The organism is Roseomonas sp. TF40, from assembly GCF_057219975.1.
Window position 1 is genome coordinate 1,151,963 of sequence record NZ_JBXVVR010000001.1, and the last position, 19,832, is coordinate 1,171,794.

A 19,832-nucleotide genomic window follows, 5' to 3' on the forward strand; every position below is an offset into this window, starting at 1 on the left:
CATGCGCTTCCTTCTCATCCTCCTGCTGCTTCTCTGCGCCGCGCCGGCGCGGGCCGCCGAGATCAAGCTCGCGAGCTGGAACATCGCCTGGCTGACGCTCAAGCCCGCCGGGCATCCCGATCTGCCGCGCGACCTCTACACCCGCACGCCGCAGGACTTTTCGCTGTTACGCCACTATGCGGATCGGCTGGCCGCCGATGTCATCGCGCTGCAGGAGATCGATGGCGCGGAAGCCGCCGCGCGCGTCTTCGACCCGGCGCGCTACGCCATCCACCTCACCGACGAACGCGACGTCCAGCGGCCGGGCTTCGCCGTCAGCCGTGCCCTGCGCTTCACCGCGCATCGCGACCTCGCGGAGCTGGACATCCGCGCCGGCGCGCGGCGCAGCCTGCGGCGGGGCGCCGACATCACGGTGGAAGCGCCCTCCGGCGCGCGGCTGCGCCTGCTCTCGGTGCATCTCAATGCCGGCTGCCGCGAGGATGCCTTCGGCGTCGGCGCCCCCCCCGATTGCGAGGGCCTTGCCCGCCAGGCCGAGATCATCGCGCGCTGGGCGGCCGAGCGGCAGCGGGAGGGCGTGGCCTTCGCCATCCTCGGCGATTTCAACCGCCGCATGAATGAGCGCGACGACTTCCTGCGCATCGTCGAGGCCGCGGCCCCGGTGAGCCGCCCGACAGAGGGCCTGTCTTCCCCTTGCTGGGCGGATGCACGGGGCGGGCGGCCCTTCATCAGCCATATCCTGCTGGGCGGGGCGGCGCGGGAATGGCTCACCCCGCGCAGCTTCGCCGTGCTGGCCTATGCCGAGCGCGAGCGCAGCTACCGCGAGCGCCTGTCCGACCATTGCCCGATCAGCGTCCGGCTCACCCTGCCGTGACGCCGGGCTTCGCGCGGCTCACCCTGCCGCTGGCGGGTCTCAACTTCGTCAACCAGGCGGCGCGCACGCTGATCGCGGTGATCGGGCCGGTGCTGGCGCTGGAATTCGCGCTCTCGGCGAGCGAGCTCGGCCTGCTCGCGGCGATGTTCTTCGCCGCCTATGCGGTGGCGCAGTTGCCGGTGGGCCTCGCCCTCGACCTGTGGGGGCCGCGGCGGGTGCAGACCGTGCTGGGGCTGGTCTCCGCGGCGGGCTTCCTGATCTGCGCGCTGGCCACGGGCAGCCTGATGCTCGCCCTCGGGCGCGTGATCACGGGGCTTGGCGTCTCGGCCGGGCTGATCGCGATGCTGAAGGTCAACACGCAATGGTATCCGCGCGACCGCGTGGCGGGGCTGACGGGGCTGGGCGTTTTCATCGGTGCCTGCGGCGGCGTGGCGGCGACGGTGCCGGTGGCCTGGCTGATGCCGCTGCTCGGCTGGCGCGGCATCTTCGGCCTGCTCGCGGTCATGGCCATGGTGGTGAGCCTGTGGATCTTCCTCAGCGTGCCGGATCGGGGCCCCGGCGGGCCGCCGCCGCCGCGCCGGCGGCTGGGTGCCGAGATCGCGGAGTTCGGGCGCATCTTCCGCCACCCGGCCTTCCTGGTCTTCGTGCCCTCGGTGGCGCTGCTCTCGGCGCTGCACTTCACCTATCAGGGGCTCTGGGCGGGGCCCTGGCTGCGCGATGTCGGCGGGCTGGGCGAGGGCCCGCGCGCGACGCTGCTGCTGGTCTATGCGCTGGGGTTGATGGCGGGCAGCGCGCTGACGGGCCAGGCGGCCTCCTTCCTGCAGCGGCGCGGGGCGAGCCCGATGTTCGTGCCCTATTGCGCCATGTCGGGCATGGCGGTGCTGCAGATCGTGCTGGGCTTCGCCCCGCCTTCCTCGCCGGTCGCACTCGGCGTGCTGTGGTTCTGCTTCTCGCTCTGCGGCGCGGCGGGGCCGGCGGGCTATACGGCGATCAGCCAGCGCTTCGGTGCGGACCTGGCGGCACGGGTCGCCACCGCCATCAATGCGGCGATGCTCGCCATCGTCTTCCTGCTGCAGAACGCGATCGGCTGGATCCTCGATCTCTGGCCGCGCACGGCGGAGGGTGGGTGGGCCGCCATCGGCTATTCCTGGGCCTTCGCGATGACGCTGTTGTTGCAGTTGCTCGCCGCCGGGGTGATGCTCGCCGGGCGACGGGTCTGAGAGGGCGCCCATGAAGAAGAATGTCGAGGAAATTCTCGCGCGTTACCGCGTGGAGGATGGCCGCAAGTTCAAGCTCAAGCACTATGACCCCGAGGATACGGCGGGCCTCGATTTCTCGAAGGCCGAGGCCAGCGCCATGCTCGCGCGCGGCGTGAAGCACCTGGCCGACCAGCAGGACAAGCTCTACGCGCAGGATCGCTGGTCCGTGCTGTGCATCTTCCAGGCGATGGACGCGGCCGGGAAGGACGGGGCGATCAAGCATGTCTTCTCGGGCGTCAACCCGCAGGGCTGCCATGTGGTGCCCTTCAAGGCCCCGACCTCGGCGGAACTCGACCACGATTTCCTCTGGCGCCATGTCACCGCCCTGCCCGCCAGGGGCATGATCGGCATCCACAACCGCAGCTGGTATGAGGAAGTGCTGGTCACGCGCGTGCACCCCGCGATCCTCGAACGCCAGAAGCTGCCGGCGCGGCTGATCTCGAAGAAGATCTACGACCAGCGCCTGGAGGACATCGCGAATTACGAGGCCTATCTTGGCCGCCAGGGCGTGGTGGTGCTGAAGTTCTTCCTCAATGTCAGCAAGGAGGAGCAGAAGAAGCGCTTCCTTGCCCGCATCGACGAGCCCGACAAGAACTGGAAATTCAGCCATGCGGACGTGACCGAGCGCGGCCATTGGGACGACTACCAGAAGGCCTATCAGGCGGCGATCGGCGCCACCGCCACCAAGGCCGCGCCCTGGTATGTGGTGCCGGCGAACACGAAGTGGTTCACGCGCCTCGTCGTCGTCGCCGCCATCGCGCGCGCGCTGGAATCGCTCGACCTGCGCTATCCCGAGTTGGACGAGGCCGCGCGGCAGCGCCTGCAGGAAGTGCGGGAGGAACTCGCAAACAGCTGAGGATGCTTGTACCCTCAGGCGCCGCGTGCGGCCATCCGGGCGCTCGGCCGGCCAGGGCCGGCCGCTGGTCAGGCCGCCATCATCACGCCATCCCGCCGCGTGCGACCTATGCCATCCCGCCGCGCGCGGCGATGGGCCAGAGGCACTCCACCCGCCCGCGCCGCACGCCGACATACCAGTCGTAGCGATCCACCGTCGGGTCGCAATGGCCGGGGATCAGCCGCAGCTTCTCGCCGAGGCGCGGCATCGCCGACGGGTCCTCGCCCTTGAGGTTGCCGTGCTCGTCCGAGGCGCCGACATAGGCCACGCCCGGATGGCCATGCACCAGCGGCAGGCCGCTATCCACCGCCACCGCCTTGTGCCCGGCATCGACCACGCAGAAGCCCGCACGCGGCGCGCTCATCACCTGCGCCAGCACGAACAGCGCGTGGCGGAAGGGCGGCGGGTCCTCGTTGCGCGCGTAATCCGCATCCATGAAGGCGTAGGAGCCGGCCTGGATCTCGTTCCAGATGCCGCTCGCCGCCTCATGCGCGAAGGTGCCGGTGCCCGCACCGCCGATGATGGCGCAGGCGAGGCCGCGCTGGCGCAGCTGCTCCACCGTGCGGCGCGTGCCCTCCGCCGCGCCGGCGATGGCGGCCGCACGCTGCTCGGGCGTTCGGCGATGCTGCGCGCTGCCGTGATAGGATTGCAGCCCGCCGAAGATCAGGTGCGGGCTGGCGGCGATGCGCTCCGCCAGCGCCACCGCGGGCGGGCCGGGCTCCACGCCGCAACGGCCGGCGCCGCAATCGATCTCGACCAGCACGGTCATCCGCTGCCCGGCATCCGCCGCCGCCGCTTCGATCGCCGCGATGCCGGCGAGATCGTCGGCGCAGACGGCAACCTTCGCGATGCGCGACAGCGCGGCGAGGCGCGCAAGCTTGCGGGGCGCGATCACCTCATTGCTCACCAGGATGTCGGGCACGCCGCCCCAGGCCAGCGCCTCGGCCTCCGCCACCTTCTGCACGCATTGGCCCACCGCGCCGCGGCGCATCTGGTGCAGCGCGACCACCGCCGATTTATGCGTCTTGGCATGGGCGCGCAGCTTCGTGCCGGTGGGGGCCAGCAGAGCGGCCATCGTATCCAGGTTGTGCTCGAAGGCGTCGAGGTCGAGCACCAGAGCGGGGGTGTCGATATCCTCCTCGCGCATGCCGGGTTCGGCGGGGGGATGTTGGAGCATGGCGGGGCCTCGGGGTTGCGCTTCGGCGGCAGATTGGCACGCTCCTCGGCAAGGAGACAGCCGGCATGGATTTTTCGCTGAGCGACCCGCAACAGGCCCTGCTGACGGAAGTCACGCGCCTCTGCGCCGGGTTCGATGAGGGCTATTGGCTGGCGGCGGATCGCGCGCATCGCTTCCCGGTGGAGTTCCACGCGGCGATGGCCGCCGGCGGCTGGCTCGGCATCTGCATGCCCGAGGCGCTGGGCGGTGCCGGTCTCGGCGTGACCGAGGCCGCGATCATGATGCAGGCGGTGGCGCAATCGGGCGCGGCGATGTCCGGTGCCTCCGCCATCCACATGAACATCTTCGGCCCCATGCCGGTGGTCGTGCATGGAACGCCCGCGCAGCAGGCGCGCATGTTGCCGCCGCTGATCTCGGGCGCGGAGAAGGCCTGCTTCGCCGTGACCGAGCCCAATACCGGGCTCGACACCACGCAGCTGCGGACCTTCGCGGAGAAGCGCGGCGACAGCTACGTCGTGCGCGGGCAGAAGGTGTGGATCAGCACGGCGCAGGTGGCGGATCGCGTGCTGCTGCTCGCGCGCACCACGCCGCTCGAGCGGTTGGGCAAGCGCAGCGAGGGGCTGTCCCTGTTCTTCACGCGGCTTGATCGCAGCCGCGTCGAGATCCGCGAAATCCCGAAGATGGGCCGCCATGCGGTGGATTCGAACCAGCTCTTCATCGATGGTCTGGTCGTGCCGGAGGAGGACCGCATCGGCGAAGAGGGCAAGGGCTTCGACTACATCCTGCACGGGCTGAACCCGGAGCGGATCCTCGTGGCCGCCGAGGCGGTGGGCATCGGCCATGCCGCCATCGCGCGCGCGGCGCGCTATGCCGGGGAGCGCATCGTCTTCGGCCGGCCCATCGGGCAGAACCAGTCCATCCAGCACCCGCTGGCCGAATGCTGGATGGAGCTGGAAGCCGCGCGGCTGATGGTGATGCAGGCCGCCTGGCGCTACGACCAGGGCCTGCCCTGCGGGGCGGAGGCGAATGCGGCGAAGTATCTGGCCGGCGAGGCGGGCTTCAAGGCCTGCCAGCAGGCGGTGATGACGCTGGGCGGCTATGGCTATGCGCAGGAATACCATCTCGAGCGGCTGCTGCGCGAAAGCCTGATCCCGCGCATCGCCCCCGTCAGCCCGCAACTCGTCCTGTGCTACATCGCCGAGCGCGTGCTCGGCCTGCCGCGGAGCTATTGATGATCGACCTCAAGGCCCTGGAAGCCGCGGCCCGGCGCGTGGTCACGCCCTGCCATGAGGGCCAGATGGTCTGGCGCCTGTGGAACGAAGGTGCGGGCGATCCGCTGCTGCTGCTGCATGGCGGCAACGGGTCCTGGCGGCATTGGGTGCGCAACATCGGCCATTTCGCCGCCACGCGCTGCGTCATCGCGCCCGACCTGCCGGGCCTGGGGGAAAGCGCGCTGCCGCCAGACCCGCAGGAACCGGCCTCGGTCGCGCGCATGGTGGTGCAGGGCCTGCCCGCGGTGGTGGGCGATGCGAAGGTCGATCTCGTCGGCTTCTCCTTCGGCGCCAATGTCGGCGGGCAGGCGGCGGCGATGCTCGGCCAGGGGCTGCGCAGCCTGACGATTGTCGGCGCGGGTTCGCTCGGGCTCGAGAGGGCGGTCACGCCGCTGATCAAGATCCGTGACAAGCAGGGCGAGGACCGCATCGCCGCGCATCGCGCGAACCTGCTCGCGCTGATGATCGCGGACCCGGCGAAGATCGACGCGCAGGCGCTGGAGATCCAGGAGTGGAACACGGTGCATGCGCGCTTCCGCTCGCGCGGCTTCGCGAGCGCGGCACAGTTGAAGGAGGCGCTGGGCCGCGTCGTCGTGCCCGTCGCCGCGCTCTGGGGCGCGGCCGACCAGGTGGCGATCACGACGATGCAGGGCCGGCTGGATGCGGTGCGGGAGATGCAGCCCCGCGCGCGCACCGCGCTGATCCCCGATGCGGGCCATTGGGTGGCCTATGAGGCGGCCGAGGCCTTCAACGCGCAGCTTGGCGCCTGGCTCACTTCGACGCCGTAGCGCCCATGCGTTCGGCGTAGCGCGCGTGCCATCCCTCGCCCCGCACCCAGGCGAGGAAGTTCTCGCGCGATGGCGCCACCCCCGTCACCGCGCAGATGCTGCGCCAGGCGAGCGCATGCATGCAGGAGGTGACCGGCGCCGCGCCGACGAAGGGCTGGCCGCGAATCGGCCCGAGCGTGGGCATGCCGGTGCCCAGCATCGCCACCGCCTGCACGCGCCCTGCCGGCAGGGCCGCGAGTGCGGCGGCGGCGCCGGCCGCGCTCATGGCGTAGATCGGGTGGAAGCTGCCATCGGCCATCGCACCGCGCGAGACCTCCGCCACCTCGAAGCCGCGCGCCTGCCAATAGCCGATGGCGGCCTGGGTCAGGTCGTCGGGATAGGGCGACACCAGGCCGATGCGCGTGGCCTCCACGGCATGGAAGGCGTCGCAGACCGCGCGCGCGGCGGTGATGACGGGGATGCCGAGGCGATCCTCCATGCTGGCGACCAGCGCGTCTTCTTCCGCCACGCCGGCATAGTAGCTGGCGCCGGTGCAGGCGAAGGCGAGCGCCTTGATCGGCGCATTGGCGAATTGCGCCGCCGCACCGGGCAGGTCGCGCAGATAATCCAGCAGCCGCGCGACGATGGTGGGCTTGGTGCTGGTCATGCGCGCGTTGAGCATGGCGATGCCGGGCGGCCAGAGGATGGCGAATTCCGGCTCGACGGTGGTGTTGGCCTGGGGCGTGAGCACGCCGACCAGGCCAAGGGGCGCGTATTCCACGCTCATGATGGTTCCTCCGCGCCGCGGATTCGCGCGGCGATACGATCGGGGGTGGCGGGGTCCGCTTCGCCGCGCCAGGCGACATGCCCGTCGGGGCGCAGCAGCACGAGCGGGCGCTGCATGAGCGCGAGCGCGGTGGCATCCGCCACGTCGCGTTCGGTGAGCGGCAGGCCCGCGCCAAGCAGCGCCGCGGCCAGCCCCGGCGACGCGGCGCCCGGCGCGCGCAGCAGCGTGAATCGCTGGCGATCGGCAAGATCGAGCGTGCTCGCGCCATCCGCCATCCAGCCATGCGGGAAGCGGCTGCCGGGCCAGGTGCTCGGGATCACCTGGGTCGGGTCGTCGGGCGGTTCCGCCGTGCCGTCGGGGACCACGATGGGGCTGTCGGCGTAGCGGTAGCCCAGATGCGTGCCCGCACTGTTGAACTGCTTCGCCATCCACAGGATGCGCTTACGCAAAGCGTCGCGCGCGACAGGCGAGTCGGCGAGGTCGGCCGGCGTCTCGCCCATCACCATGTCGATGCGGTCCGAATTGTTGGCGCTGATCACGCTGTTGCGCCAGGCGACGGGCTTGCGCTCGGCCTCGTAGCTGTCGAGCAGGCTGTTCCCGGCCCAGCCCTGCTCCACGGCGGCGAGCTTCCAGGCGAGGTCGATGGCGTCCCCGATGCCGGTGTTCATCCCCACGCCCCCGGTCGGGACAAACAGATGCGCCGCATCGCCGGCGAGGAACACGCGCCCCGCACGCCAGCGATGCGCCACGGATTGGTGGTGGTGCCAATGCGTCGTCGCCAGCAATTCGAAATCGAAGGGCTTGCCCATGGCGCGGTGGAGCACCGTGGCCGGATCCTCCTGCCCGGCCTCGCGCGCCGGGTCGGCCCAGTAATGCTGGTAGTTCCAGGTCTCGCGCCCGTCGATCGCGGTGAAGACGCCGAAGGCATCGGGCGAGAGGCAGAAATAGAGGTTGGCGAGGCCCTTGCCATGGGTCGCCAGGAAATCCGGCGCGCGAAACAGGTAGCTGACATTGCTGCGCATCCGCCCGCGCCCGCCCATGCGGATGCCCAAGGCGCGGCGCACGCCAGACGGCCCGCCATCGCAGGCGACGAGGTAGCGCCCCCGCAGGCTGTCCTGCGCGCCATCGGCGGCGCGCTCGATGCGCGCGGTCACGCCCTCGGCATCCTGGGTGAAGCCCGTGTGGCGCCAGCCATGGCGCAGGTCGAGCAGGGGCTGGCGCCGGGCCTCCGCCAGCAGCACCGGCTCCAGCGCCTGCTGCCCGATCTGGGTCTTGCCCCAGGGCGACCAGGCCAATTCGCGGAACCGCGCCACGGCCTCGGGCGCGCGGCGGCGCACGGCGGCGAGGCCCGGCGAGCGGAAGCGGTGCAGCTCCTGCCCCGCGAGGCGATCACAGAAGAGGATGAAGTAGTCCTCCTCCTGCTGCATGGCGGCGTCGGCCACCTTGAGGTCGAGCCGGTCCCAGGCGCGAAAATGCTCCATGGAGCGCGCGCCGAGCAGCGTGGCCTTGGGGTGGGGCGTGGGGCCGGTGCGTTCCTCGACGAGCACGGCGCGCACCCCGGCCCGCGCCAGCGCGATGCCGAGACACAGCCCGACCGGTCCACCCCCCACGATGACCACCGGCCAGTCCTGCATCGCCACCCTCCCGAGCCGTGCGCGCATGGTATAGAGCTTGCCGAAACGTGCCATCCGGGAGCCACGACATGCTGAACCGCCGCTCGATCCTCGCGCTGCCCGCGCTGCTGGCCGCGCCGCGCCTCGCGAGCGCGCAGCCCGCCGGCTGGCCGGCGCGGCCGGTGCGCGTGATCGTCCCCTTCCCGCCCGGCGGCACCACGGATTTCATCGCGCGGCTGGTGAGCCAGCGCCTCGCGACCGTTTTCGGCCAGGGCTTCGTGATCGAGAACCGCGCCGGCGCGGGCGGCACGGTGGGCTCGGATGTGGTGGCGAAGAGCCCGCCCGATGGCTACGCCCTCGTCGTCTCCAACATCGCGAGCTTCGGCGTGGGGCCGAGCGTCTATCGCACCATGCCCTATGACAGCGTGCGCGACTTCAGCCACATCGCGCTGATGGCCGAGATCCCCTCGGTGCTGGCCGTGAACGCGGCGAGCCCGATCCGCAACTTCGCGGATTTCGTCGCGGCCGCGAAGGCGCGACCGGGGCTGAGCATCGCCTCGCCCGGCAACGGCACCTCGAGCCATGCGAAGCAGGTGATCCTGCAGCGCTCGGCCGGGATCGAAACGACGCACATCCCCTATCGCGGCTCGGGCCCGATGATGAACGACCTGACCGCCGGCGCGGTGGAGGCGATGATCACCACCCTGGTCGAGGCCGGGCGCAATGAGCGCTTCCGCCTGCTCGCCGTCACCGCGGATGCGCGCGTCGCCGGCTGGCCGGATCTGCCCACCTTCAAGGAGCTGGGGCACCCCGATCTCGTCGCCTCGACCTGGTTCGGCCTGTCCGGCCCCGCGGGGATGCCGCCCGCCCTGGTCGAGCGGCTGAATGCCGAGGTGCTGGCCGCGCTCGCCACGCCCGAGATCAGCGCGCGCCTGGTGGAGACCGGGGCCACGCCGCGGCGGATGAGCGCGGCCGAATACACGGCCTTCATCGCCGCCGAGGTCCGCCGCTGGGCCGAGGTGGTGCGCGCCGGCAATATCCGCGCCGAATGAGGGAGGCCGAGAAGCCGCCCGGCCCGCCGCCGAAGACTCCGGCCCAACTGGCGCGGGAGGCGAAGCTGGCCGCGGCGCTGCGGGAGAATCTGCGCCGCCGCAAGGCGCAGGCGCGCGCCCGCGCCGAAGAGGCACCCAAGCCGGCCGGGGAGGAGCGGCGCTAGCCTTCCGCCCCCGCCTGGGCTACCCCCCCTCTCTCGCAGCCGCCTGAGAGATCGCACCGCCCATGTCCATCATGCCCGACACCTGGATCCGCCGCATGGCGCAGGAACAGGCCATGATCACGCCCTTCGTCGAGAGCCAGCGGCGGGAGGGCGTGATCTCCTACGGCCTGTCCTCCTATGGCTACGACGCGCGGCTCGCCGATGAGTTCAAGATCTTCACCAATGTGGACAATGCGGTGGTCGATCCGAAATCCTTCTCGGAGGCCGGCTTCGTCACCCGCCGCGGCGATACCTGCATCATCCCGCCCAACAGCTTCGTGCTGTGCCACACGGTGGAATACTTCCGCATCCCGCGCGACGTGCTGGTGATCTGCCTCGGCAAATCCACCTATGCGCGCTGCGGGCTGATCGTGAACGTCACGCCGCTCGAGCCCGAATGGGAGGGCCAGGTGACGATCGAGATCTCCAACACCACGCCGCTGCCCGCGCGCATCTACGCGCATGAGGGCATCTGCCAGTTCCTGTTTCTGCAGGGTTCGGCCCCGCCCGAGGTCAGCTACGCGGACCGCAAGGGCAAATACATGGGCCAGCGCGGCGTCGCGCTGCCGAAGCTCTGATGGACCGCATCCGCATCCGCGGCGGCAAGCCGCTCTCGGGCAGCATCCCCATCGGAGGGGCGAAGAACGCCGCCCTGCCGCTGATGGCCGCCGGGCTGCTCAGCGACGGGCCGCTGGTGCTGACCAACGCGCCGGACCTGGCCGACATCGCCACCATGCGCAACCTGCTGGCCCAGCACGGGCTGCGCGTGGAGCATGACAAGCAGGCGCGGCGCATCACGCTCTCCGGCGCGGCGAGCAGCCTGGAGGCGCCCTACGACCTGGTGCGCAAGATGCGCGCCTCGGTGCTGGTGATGGGCCCGCTGGTGGCACGATTCGGCGAGGCGCGGGTCTCGCTGCCCGGCGGCTGCGCCATCGGCACGCGGCCCGTGGACCTGCACATCAAGGGCCTGGAGCAGATGGGCGCGGTCTTCGACCTCGAAGGCGGCTACATGCATGCCAAGGCGCCGGGCGGGCTGCGCGGCGCGCGCATCATCTTCCCCCAGGTCAGCGTCGGTGCGACCGAGAATCTGCTGATGGCCGCCACCCTCGCCGAGGGCACGACCGAGCTGGTGAACGCGGCGCGCGAGCCCGAGATCGGCGACCTCGCCATGTGCCTGATGCGCATGGGCGCGCGGATCGAGGGCATCGGCACGGACCGGCTGGTGATCGAGGGCGTAAAGAAGCTCGACGCCGCGACGCACCCGATCATCCCCGACCGGATCGAGGCCGGCACCTATGCCTGCGCGGCCGCCATCACCGGCGGTTCCGTGCTGCTGGAAGGCGCGCGCATGGTCGATCTGGGGGCGGTGGTGCGCGTGATGCGCGAGGCCGGCATCGACGTGGCCGAGGAGCATGGCGGGCTGCGCGTCACGCGCACGAACGGGCTGCGCGGCGCCGATGTGATGACCGAGCCCTTCCCCGGCTTCGCCACCGACATGCAGGCGCAGTTCATGGCGCTGATGTGCGTGGCCGAAGGCGCCAGCATGATCACCGAGACGATCTTCGAGAACCGCTTCATGCATGTGCCCGAGCTGACGCGCATGGGTGCGCGCATCAAGTTCCACGGGCAATCGGCGATCGTGCGCGGCGTGCCGAAGCTCTCCGGCGCGCCGGTGATGGCGACCGACCTGCGCGCCTCGGTCAGCCTGGTGCTGGCCGGGCTGGCGGCGCAGGGCGAGACGATCGTGAACCGCGTCTATCACCTCGACCGCGGCTACGAATCGCTGGAGCGCAAGCTCTCCGCCGTGGGGGCGGAGATCGAGCGGCTGCCGGGTTAGGACTTACAGGCGCACGCCCGTGGTGGCGAAGCGCTCATCGGCCGTCTGCTGGAAGTTCTTGTTCAGCACGACATAGGCGCCATAGGCGATGACGAGGGCGGCGAAGCTGCCCAGGAATACGGACTTCATGGTGGCGGTCTCCCCAGAAACCTTGCTTGTCAGCGTGTTATCGCGGCAGGCCGCGTGAGAGGCAAGAGCCCTTCCGCCTCGGCCAACTCCTCGGGCGCATTGGCGTTGAAGAAGGGGTCATAGGGCTCGGTGGGCCAATCGGCATGGGCCACGCCGTGGCGTGCCGTCCAGCGATCGATCTTGCGCTCGCCGGCCAGCAGCGCAGCGCGCAGATCGGCCCGCAGCGCCACGGGCCAGAGCCCGATGGGTGGGTGCGCCTGCCCGCCCGAGCGCGCACAGGCCAGCGGCACGGCGGCGGTGCCGCGCGCCTCATGCAGCCGGGCGACGAGATCGGCCGGGATGAAGGGCGAATCGCCGGGGACGGAGGCCACCCAGGGCAGGTCAGGGCGCGCCTCCGCCGCCCAATCCAGCGCGGCCAGGATGCCGGCCAGGGGCCCCGGATAGTCGGGCAGGCCATCGGCCACGACCGGCAGGCCCCAGGCGGCAAACCGGGCCGGGTCGCCATTCGCGTTGAGGATGACGGCCGGCACCTGGGGGCTCAGCCGCGCCAGCACATGCGCGAGCAAGGGCCGCCCACCGAGGTCGCGCAGCGGCTTGTCGCCGCCGCCCATGCGGCGTGCGAGCCCGCCCGCGAGAACGACGGCCAGGGTATCACTCCGCATCGCTTCCCATCGCCTCGGCGCTGTTCTTGCGCCAATGCTTGGCGGATTCCTCGGGCACATAGGCGAGGTCGGCGTCGAACACGATGCGGCTCTCCCCCGCCAGCGCGACGAAACGCTTGCCCTTGCAGCGGCCGATCAGGGTGAGGTTCGCCTCCCGCGCCAGCTCCACCCCCCAGGCGGTGAAGCCCGAGCGGCTGACCAGGATGGGGATGCCCATGCGCACGGTCTTGATCACCATCTCCGAGGTCAGGCGCCCGGTGGTGTAGAAGATCTTGTCGCCCGGCGCTTCCTGGTGGCGGAACATCCAGCCGGCGATCTTGTCCACCGCATTGTGGCGGCCGACATCCTCCATGTAGACGATGGGCTCGTCGCGCAGACACAGCGCGCAGCCATGGATCGCGCCGGCCTCCAGATACAGGGTGGGCAGCGTGTTGATGTTGTGCAGCAGGCGATAGAGCCAGGAGGTGCGCAGCACGGCATCCCGGGGCAGCTTCACCTCGGCGAAATCCTCCATCAGGTCGCCGAAGGCCGTGCCCTGGGCGCAGCCGGAGGTCAGCGTCTTCTTCTTCAGCTTGGCCTCGAAATCCGTGCGCGCCTCGGTGCGCACCACCACCACCTGCAGGTCGTCGTCGTAGTCGATGCCCGTCACGCGGTCATCGCGCTTGAGCATGCCCTGGTTGAGCAGGTAGCCGAGGGCGAGATCCTCGGGCCGGTCGAGGATCGTCATCATCGTCACGATCTCCTGCCCGTTGAGATAGAGGGTCAGGGGCCGCTCGACGGTGACGGCGGTCTCCACCGGCTTGCCGGTCTGGTCGATCCCGACCACGCGGCGCGTCAGGCGTGGATCGGCCGGGTCGGGCTGGACGCGCAGCAGGCTCATTTTTCGCGGCTCACCTGGAAGGGGCGCATCAGGAAGGCCGCCCCCCAGCCCCAGGCGCCATTGATGAGGATCACGCGGGCCCAGGTCACGGTGTTGCCCCCCGCCCAGAGCGGCGTGCCGCGCAGCGAGGCCACCAGCGTGAAGCCCACCACCGTCGCCAGCACGCCGACCATGAAGCCGGTGAGCAGGTCGGGCATCCGCGCCCAGCGGATCAGCGCGGCCAGCAGGATGCCCCACAACCCGCCCCAGAAGGCCATGGAGACCACCTGCGGCACGCCGAAGGGCGGCACCGGGCGGATGCTGAAGCCCGACCCTGCCGGGCGGAAGGCATCGGGCGCCCCGGTCAGCGACTGGACCAGCGGAAACTGGTGGTGCAGCACATAGACAAGGCCCTGGTGGAAGACGAAGACCGAGAGTGCGCCCACCAGGAAGCCGAGCAGGATCACCTTCTTCATCGTGCGACTCCGCCGGTTGCGCCGGCGAGCCTATCGCAGCCCGGCGGCGGCCAGAACCCTCACCGCGCCGCGCCCATCAGCACATCCTGCGGCCGGCGCAGGCGCTGCGTGCCGGTGACACCGTTGTTGAGGTAGAATTCGTCGCGCGGGAAGACGTCGGTCAGCGTCGCCTCGGCGCGCGGCATGCCCGGCGACCAGATCAGGGCAGGCTGGGCGAAGAGTTCGGCATAGGTGCTGAACTCGCGATTGCCGCGCGCAAGATGCGCCTGCACAGCCGGGTCCGCGAAGCGCTCGGCCAGCGTCGCGGGGTCGAAGGGGATCGGCGTCTCCGAGCCGATCAGCACCGAGCCCGGCATCAGCAGCACCACATGCGGGAAGACCGAGACGAAGGTCTCCACACTGCGCCGGGAGGGGCCCCACTGCACGTAGAGGCCGCCAGGGGCCAGGCGCCGGCGCACCTGCTGGAGGAACTCCTCCGAATACAGCAGTCCGGAATGCGAGCCTTCCGGCAGCACGGCATCCGCCTGGATCACGTCGTAGCGCTCGCTGCCCTTGGCCAGGGCGCGGCGGCCATCGCCATATTCCAGGCGCCAGCGCGGGTTGCGGAACAGCTCGGCGATCGGGCTGTCCGGGTAGCGCGCGGCGATGCTCTCATGCGCGGTGATCACCGGGCCGACGAGTTCGATGGCGCGGATCACCTCGGTGCGGGGCGAGACGCCAGCCGCCCAGGGCGTGCCGCCCGAGCCGATGCCGATGGCAAGGATCTGCCGGGGCTCGGGATGCAGCAGCGGGCCGACCGCACCGAGGAACTGGTGGATCGGCAGGAAGGGGATGCGCCCCTGCGCGAAGCCCTGGATGAAGAAGGGCCCGTGCGGCCCCTCGCCGGGGCGGTTGTCGTCGCGGAAGAAGGCCACGCCGGAGCGATCCTCGGCCCAATCCGTCGCCTGGCCCGGCTGCTCGGCATGCAGGCGCGACCACAGGGCCGCGTTGCTGGGCAGGATCAGCAGGGAGAGGCCGCAGGCCACGGCCAGGGCGATCTCCGGCTTGCGGCCGCGCCCCTCGCGCAGCACCCAGACCAGCATCAGCGCCACCGAGAGCACCGCCAGCAATTGCAGCGTGCCGGCCGTGCCGAGGAAGTGGAAGGTCACGAGGCCGGTGATGATGGACCCGGCCGCATTGCCCAGGATGTTCGCCAGCTGCACCCAGCCCACGCGCGCGCCCACCGAGGCCAGATCCTGCTGCACGGCGCGCTGCACGAAGGCGAAGGTCATGCCGATCAGGAAGCTCGGCGGGCCAACGACGATCAGCGTCAGCAGCACCGTGGTCAGCAGCCCCTCGCCGCGCAGCCGCTGCACATCGGCCGAGACCTGCGGGGCGATCGGCCAATGCGGCAGCAGCCAGTAGAGGCCGGCGATCAGCACCGCGCAGAGCACGAAGCCCGCCGCCTGGGTGATGAAGAAGGCCGGGCGCGGATCGGCCATGCGGCGCACCATGCGCGCGGCCAACGCCATGCCGAGCCCATCCGCGAGCAGGAAGATGCCCAGCACGGTGGGGAAGAGATAGGCGTGGAACTGCCCCACCTGCCCAAGCAGCCGCACCCAGACGATCTCCATCGCCACGATGACGTAGCCGGAGAGGAACACCAGCACGCACCACAGCCGCAGGCTGCCGAAGGATTCCGTCACCGGCGCGCTGGCCGAGACCGGCGCCGGCTTGGCGCGCGAGAGTGTGGGCAGCAGGGACAGCGCCAGCAGCGCCGCCATCACATCCAGCCCCGCGGCCAGCATCAGCGCGCCGACGAAGCCGAGATTGCCGACCAGCAGCCAGCCCCCCAGCAGCGCGCCCAGCCCCGCCCCCAGCGTATTGAGGCCGTAGAGCGTGCCGATGCGCTCGGCCACCGTCTCGAGGCTCGTGGTCACGGCGCGCGCCAGCAGCGGCAGGGAGGCGCCCATCAGCGTCGTCGGCAGCACAAGGCCCAGGAAGCACAGCGCGAAGATGGCGACCGGGTTGTCCACCACCCCGGCGAGGTCGGTGGCCAGGAAATCATAGAGGAAGAACTTGCTGACCAGCGCGAAGCCCGCCACCCCGGCCTCGGCCAGGGCGAAGCCGATCATGGCCCGATACGGTGAGAGCCGGTCCGCGATCTTGGCGCCGATGATCGAGCCAAGCCCGAGCCCCGCCAGGAAGGCGCCGACCACCAGCGCGGCCGAGACCGTGTCCGACCCCGCGAAGATGCCCAGCATCCGCTGCCACACGATCTGGCAAAGCAGGGCCGCGAAGCCCGAGAAGAAGAAGGCGACCGCAAGACGCGGCATCACAGATCCCCCAACCGTCCTGCCGGCGCCGCCGATCGCCCCCCGGGATCTCGCGGTCACGCGTGCATGGGTTTTGCACCCCATGAGAACAATCTTTCGCGAAGAATTGCGGCAAGGTTACGGCGCGTAAAGCCCCCCACCCGCGCGGCGCCGAGGCCCCCCACCCTTGCGGCCCGCGCGCCCCCCGCGCACCTTGCGCACTCGCTGCAAGGGAGAGCCGTAGTGAACGGAGCCGAAAGTCTGGTGCACACGCTGCTGGCCTCGGGGGTCGAGGTCTGCTTCGCCAATCCCGGCACCAGCGAGATGCATTTCGTCGCGGCCCTCGACCGCATCCCCGGCATGCGCTGCGTGCTCGGCCTGCAGGAGAACGTCGTCACCGGCATGGCGGATGGCTATTGGCGCATGACGGGCAAGCCCGCCGCCACCCTGCTGCATTGCGGCCCGGGCCTGGCGAACGGGCTCTCCAACCTGCACAACGCCCGGCGCGCGCGCAGCGGCATCGTCAATTGCGTGGGCGACCAGGCGACCTATCACCGCCCCTTCGACGCCCAGCTCACCGCCGATACCGAGGGCTTCGCCCGCGGCGTCTCGGCCTTCACCCGCACGGTGATGAAGGCCGAGGATGTGGGCCGCGACGCCGCCGTGGCGGTGCAGGCGGCGCGCACCTCGCCGGGGCAGATCGCCACCCTCATCCTGCCCTCCGACACCTGCTGGGACGAAGCGCCCGGCGGCCCCGCCCCGGCCCTGCCCGTCCCCGCCGCGCCCGCAGCCGATCCGCTCGCCATCCGCAACGCCGCCCAGGCGCTGCGCACGCGCCAGGACGTGCTGATCCTGCTCGGCGGCAAGGCCCTGACCGCCGAGGCGCAGGCGATGGCCTGGCGCATCGGCGCCGCCACGGGCGCGACCGTGATGGGCGAGATGTCGAATGCCCGCATCGAGCGCGGCCGCGGCCGCCCGCCGCTGGAACGCGTGCCCTATCCGGCGGACCTCGCCATCGCCACCCTCGCGCGCTTCCGCACCATCATCCTGGTGAACGCCAAGGCGCCGGTCGGATTCTTCGCCTATCCAGGCAAGCCCTCCCGCCACCATCGGCCGGATGCGGACATCCTGCTGCTGACGCGCTACGAGGCCGATGCGGTGGGCGCGCTGACCGCCCTCGCCGACGAATTGGGCGCGCCCGGGATCGCCATGCCCGACCCCGGCCCGCGCCCGAGCCCGGCGCTCGGCCTGCCCACGCCCGAGGGCCTGGCGCAGACGCTCGCCGCGCTGATGCCCGAGGGCAGCGTCATCGCCGATGAGAGCGTCAGCTTCGGCCGCGGCTTCTTCAAGGGCACGCACATGGCCCCCGCGCATGACTGGCTGCAGATCACCGGGGGCGCGATCGGCTGCGGCATTCCGCTCGCCACCGGTGCGGCGATCGGCGCGGCCGGGCGGCGCGTGATCAACCTGCAGGCGGATGGCTCAGGCATGTACACGCTCCAGGGCCTCTGGACCCAGGCGCGGGAGAAGCTGCCGGTGACGACCATCGTCATCTCCAACCGCAAATACGCGATCCTGCTGGGCGAGTATCAGGGCGTGGGGGCGAATCCCGGCCGCACGGCGATGGACATGATGGACCTCGGCAATCCCGACCTTGATTGGGTGAAGCTGGCGAACGGCATGGGCGTGGAAGCCGCGAAGACGACAACGCTGGAAGGGGTGGGCGACCTGCTGACGCAGAGCGTGTCCCGCGACGGTCCCTTCCTGATCGAGATGGAGGTCTGAGTTCGATGGATATGGGTCTCACCGGCAAGCGCGTGCTGATCACGGGCGGCTCCAAGGGCATCGGCCTCGCCTGCGCGCAGGCCTATGCCGCCGAGGGCTGCGACCTGATCCTGGTCGGGCGCGACGCTGCTGCCCTCAAGGCGGCTTCCGACACGCTGCGCGGCGCGAGCCAGGTGCGGGTGGAAACGCTGCCCGCCGATCTCGGCACGCATGAGGGTCGGGAGGCCGTGCACGCCGCCGCCCCCGACATCGACATCCTGGTGAACAATGCCGGCGCCATCCCCGGCGGGCGGCTGCAGGACATCCCGATGGCGCGCTGGCAGCAGGCCTGGGACCTCAAGGTCATGGGCTACATCCACATGTGCCAGCTCTATCTGCCGAGCATGGAGAGCCGGCGCGCGGGCGTGATCCTCAACATCATCGGCATGGCCGGGCGCGCGCCGCGCATGGGCTATATCTGCGGCGGCGTGGGCAATGCGGCGCTGATCGCCTTCACCTCGGCGCTGGGCGGGGCGACGCAGGCGATGGGCGTGCGCGTGCTCGGCATCAACCCCGCCGCGACGCGCACCGCGCGCATGGAGACGCAGGCACGTGCGACGGCGAAGCTGAAATTCGGCGATGAGGAACGCTGGGCCGAAACCCTCACCGGCCTGCCCTTCGGCCGCCCGATCGAGGCGCAGGAGATCGCGGACCTCGCCGTGTTCCTCTCCAGCGCGCGCGGCGGCTATGTGAATGGCACGGTCGTCGATGTCGATGGCGGCGGCATGTATCGCGGCTGAGCGCCCATGTCCGCCGCCCTGGTCGCCGCGCTGCTGCTCTCGGTGGCGGCCTATATCCACACGCGCAGCGCCGCCCCCGAGATGCGGCCGGAACACCCGGCCATCGACCTGCTCTGGCGCGGCCTCTCCCTGGTCGCGCTGGTGGTCTGGGGGGCGGTGATCGTGCGGGAAGCCTCCGAATCGCGCTGGGCGGAAGGCGTCTTCGCGCTGGGCGGCTCCTTCCTCGCGAACATGTACATCAGCCATCGGGGGCCGCGGCCGACCTGGCCGGCGCTCTCGATGGGCTTCGCCGTGATCGGGCTCGGCTTCGCCGTCTGGTCCTTCCTCAGGGAATAGGCGGGAGGTCCAGGCGCAGCACCTCGGGATCCCCGCCCGCCATCGGGAAGCGCGCCCGCACCAGCGGATCATGCCCCGGGATGACCAGGCTCTCCTCCCCGCCCGCCAGCGCCCGCGCGCGCCGCCAGCCCTGCACCATCGCGCCGAGGTCGAAGACGATGGGAAACGGGTTCTCCCGCGCCATGTTGGCGTAGTAGTGGCTGGCATCGCCCGCGATCACCAGCGGACCGCGCGCCGTCGTCACGCGCACCATCTGCAGCCCGTCCGAATGCCCGCCGACGCGATGCAGCGTGACCCCAGGCGCCAACTCCCCCTCGCCATCGTGGAAGCAGACGCGATCCGCATAGACGGCGCGCACCAGGCGCACGACATCCTCGACCTCGAAGGGGTGGCGCAGGCAGGTGCTGCACATGTGCCGGCCCGTGGCGAAGGCCATCTCGCGGTCCTGGATATGGAAGCGCGCGCGCGGGAACAGGCCGAGATTGCCGGCGTGGTCGTAGTGCAGATGCGTGATGATCACGTCGCCGATCGCGTCCGGCTCGCTGCCCACGGCGCGCAGGCACGCCGCCACATCCCGCAGGATCGTGCGGCCGCGCCGCGCGGCGGTGGGCGCATCGAAGCCGGTATCGACCAGGATCTCCCGCCCGTCCGGCCCGCGCAGCAGCCAGACGAAGTAGTCCATCGGCATCGCCTCATGCGCGTCCGGCACGGGCATCAGGAAATTGGCCTGCGCCGCGCGGTCGTGATGCGCATAGCGCAGCGCCAACACCTGCCACATGG

Annotated in this window: 21 protein-coding genes; 12 read left to right on the plus strand and 9 right to left on the minus strand. The window is 70.9% G+C overall.

The genetic code is table 11. The features are described from left to right. Position 1: 1 nt before the first annotated feature. The 3 genes from AC2D9U_RS05000 to AC2D9U_RS05010 are packed head-to-tail and all read left to right on the plus strand — an operon-like array spanning position 2 to position 2,986. A complete protein-coding gene (locus AC2D9U_RS05000; RefSeq protein WP_484747000.1) occupies positions 2-871 on the plus strand; it encodes an endonuclease/exonuclease/phosphatase family protein in 870 nt (289 codons plus the stop codon). After that, complete coding sequence (locus tag AC2D9U_RS05005; protein WP_484747002.1) at positions 868-2,091, plus strand: MFS transporter; 1,224 nt, start codon at positions 868-870, stop codon at positions 2,089-2,091. The genes AC2D9U_RS05000 and AC2D9U_RS05005 overlap by 4 nt, the downstream gene beginning before the upstream one ends. 10 nt (positions 2,092-2,101) lie before the next feature. Continuing rightward, entirely contained in the window at positions 2,102-2,986 is an 885-nt protein-coding gene (locus tag AC2D9U_RS05010) for a polyphosphate kinase 2 family protein (RefSeq protein ID WP_484747004.1), read from the plus strand. Between the two features lie 106 nt (positions 2,987-3,092). Here the strand turns inward: AC2D9U_RS05010 and AC2D9U_RS05015 are convergent, their stop codons facing one another. Further along, entirely contained in the window at positions 3,093-4,202 is a 1,110-nt protein-coding gene (locus tag AC2D9U_RS05015; protein WP_484747005.1) for a DSD1 family PLP-dependent enzyme, read from the minus strand. 65 nt (positions 4,203-4,267) lie between these two features. On the opposite strand from AC2D9U_RS05015, the gene AC2D9U_RS05020 reads away from it, so the two are divergent. Both AC2D9U_RS05020 and AC2D9U_RS05025 read left to right on the plus strand, forming a co-directional pair. Next, a complete protein-coding gene (locus AC2D9U_RS05020; RefSeq protein ID WP_484747007.1) occupies positions 4,268-5,434 on the plus strand; it encodes an acyl-CoA dehydrogenase family protein in 1,167 nt (388 codons plus the stop codon). Further along, on the plus strand, positions 5,434-6,261 hold the full coding sequence (locus tag AC2D9U_RS05025; protein ID WP_484747009.1) for an alpha/beta fold hydrolase: 828 nt from the start codon (positions 5,434-5,436) through the stop codon (positions 6,259-6,261). The genes AC2D9U_RS05020 and AC2D9U_RS05025 overlap by 1 nt, the downstream gene beginning before the upstream one ends. Here the strand turns inward: AC2D9U_RS05025 and AC2D9U_RS05030 are convergent. Together AC2D9U_RS05030 and AC2D9U_RS05035 are read right to left on the minus strand one after the other, a co-directional pair. After that, complete coding sequence (locus tag AC2D9U_RS05030) at positions 6,245-7,027, minus strand: maleate cis-trans isomerase family protein (protein ID WP_484747011.1); 783 nt, start codon at positions 7,025-7,027, stop codon at positions 6,245-6,247. The genes AC2D9U_RS05025 and AC2D9U_RS05030 overlap by 17 nt on opposite strands. Beyond that, positions 7,024-8,715 carry an FAD-dependent monooxygenase gene (locus tag AC2D9U_RS05035; protein WP_484747013.1) on the minus strand — a complete coding sequence of 564 codons (1,692 nt, stop codon included), beginning with the start codon at positions 8,713-8,715 and terminating at the stop codon, positions 7,024-7,026. The genes AC2D9U_RS05030 and AC2D9U_RS05035 overlap by 4 nt, the downstream gene beginning before the upstream one ends. A gap of 14 nt (positions 8,716-8,729) precedes the next feature. On the opposite strand from AC2D9U_RS05035, the gene AC2D9U_RS05040 reads away from it, so the two are divergent. The 4 genes from AC2D9U_RS05040 (at position 8,730) to murA (ending at position 11,732) form a co-directional block, all read left to right on the plus strand. Next, positions 8,730-9,692 (plus strand): Bug family tripartite tricarboxylate transporter substrate binding protein, encoded by a 963-nt coding sequence (locus AC2D9U_RS05040; protein ID WP_484747014.1) that lies wholly within the window; start codon positions 8,730-8,732, stop codon positions 9,690-9,692. Beyond that, positions 9,689-9,856: a hypothetical protein gene (locus tag AC2D9U_RS05045; RefSeq protein ID WP_484747016.1), complete on the plus strand. Its 168-nt coding sequence runs from the start codon at positions 9,689-9,691 to the stop codon at positions 9,854-9,856. Before AC2D9U_RS05040 ends, AC2D9U_RS05045 begins: the two co-directional genes overlap by 4 nt. Before the next feature lie 62 nt (positions 9,857-9,918). Next, on the plus strand, positions 9,919-10,473 hold the full coding sequence (dcd, locus tag AC2D9U_RS05050; RefSeq protein ID WP_484747018.1) for a dCTP deaminase: 555 nt from the start codon (positions 9,919-9,921) through the stop codon (positions 10,471-10,473). Continuing rightward, positions 10,473-11,732: a UDP-N-acetylglucosamine 1-carboxyvinyltransferase gene (murA, locus tag AC2D9U_RS05055; RefSeq protein ID WP_484747019.1), complete on the plus strand. Its 1,260-nt coding sequence runs from the start codon at positions 10,473-10,475 to the stop codon at positions 11,730-11,732. The genes dcd and murA overlap by 1 nt, the downstream gene beginning before the upstream one ends. 3 nt (positions 11,733-11,735) lie before the next feature. Here murA and AC2D9U_RS05060 read toward each other — a convergent pair whose 3' ends face one another. From AC2D9U_RS05060 to AC2D9U_RS05080, 5 genes are read right to left on the minus strand one after another with little or no spacing between them, the layout of a single operon-like run. Next, entirely contained in the window at positions 11,736-11,861 is a 126-nt protein-coding gene (locus tag AC2D9U_RS05060) for a hypothetical protein (protein ID WP_484747020.1), read from the minus strand. 29 nt (positions 11,862-11,890) lie between these two features. Beyond that, positions 11,891-12,523, minus strand: coding sequence for a molybdenum cofactor guanylyltransferase MobA (gene mobA, locus AC2D9U_RS05065; protein ID WP_484747021.1), 633 nt, complete (start codon positions 12,521-12,523; stop codon positions 11,891-11,893). Continuing rightward, positions 12,513-13,403 (minus strand): formate dehydrogenase accessory sulfurtransferase FdhD, encoded by an 891-nt coding sequence (gene fdhD, locus AC2D9U_RS05070; RefSeq protein WP_484747023.1) that lies wholly within the window; start codon positions 13,401-13,403, stop codon positions 12,513-12,515. The genes mobA and fdhD overlap by 11 nt, the downstream gene beginning before the upstream one ends. Continuing rightward, the gene (locus AC2D9U_RS05075) at positions 13,400-13,858 is read right to left on the minus strand and encodes a hypothetical protein (RefSeq protein WP_484747024.1); all 459 of its coding nucleotides are present in this window, start codon (positions 13,856-13,858) and stop codon (positions 13,400-13,402) included. Before AC2D9U_RS05075 ends, fdhD begins: the two co-directional genes overlap by 4 nt. Before the next feature lie 59 nt (positions 13,859-13,917). Further along, positions 13,918-16,173, minus strand: coding sequence for a fused MFS/spermidine synthase (locus AC2D9U_RS05080; RefSeq protein ID WP_484747026.1), 2,256 nt, complete (start codon positions 16,171-16,173; stop codon positions 13,918-13,920). Positions 16,174-16,395: 222 nt separating this feature from the next. On the opposite strand from AC2D9U_RS05080, the gene AC2D9U_RS05085 reads away from it, so the two are divergent. From AC2D9U_RS05085 to AC2D9U_RS05095, 3 genes are read left to right on the plus strand one after another with little or no spacing between them, the layout of a single operon-like run. Next, a complete protein-coding gene (locus AC2D9U_RS05085; RefSeq protein ID WP_484747027.1) occupies positions 16,396-17,937 on the plus strand; it encodes an acetolactate synthase large subunit in 1,542 nt (513 codons plus the stop codon). 5 nt (positions 17,938-17,942) lie between these two features. Then, positions 17,943-18,716 (plus strand): short-chain dehydrogenase/reductase, encoded by a 774-nt coding sequence (locus tag AC2D9U_RS05090; RefSeq protein ID WP_484747028.1) that lies wholly within the window; start codon positions 17,943-17,945, stop codon positions 18,714-18,716. A 6-nt stretch (positions 18,717-18,722) separates the two neighbouring features. Next, positions 18,723-19,052: a hypothetical protein gene (locus AC2D9U_RS05095; protein WP_484747029.1), complete on the plus strand. Its 330-nt coding sequence runs from the start codon at positions 18,723-18,725 to the stop codon at positions 19,050-19,052. Here the strand turns inward: AC2D9U_RS05095 and AC2D9U_RS05100 are convergent. After that, positions 19,042-19,830 (minus strand): N-acyl homoserine lactonase family protein, encoded by a 789-nt coding sequence (locus tag AC2D9U_RS05100; protein ID WP_484747030.1) that lies wholly within the window; start codon positions 19,828-19,830, stop codon positions 19,042-19,044. The genes AC2D9U_RS05095 and AC2D9U_RS05100 overlap by 11 nt on opposite strands. Between the last annotated feature and the right edge of the window lie 2 nt (positions 19,831-19,832).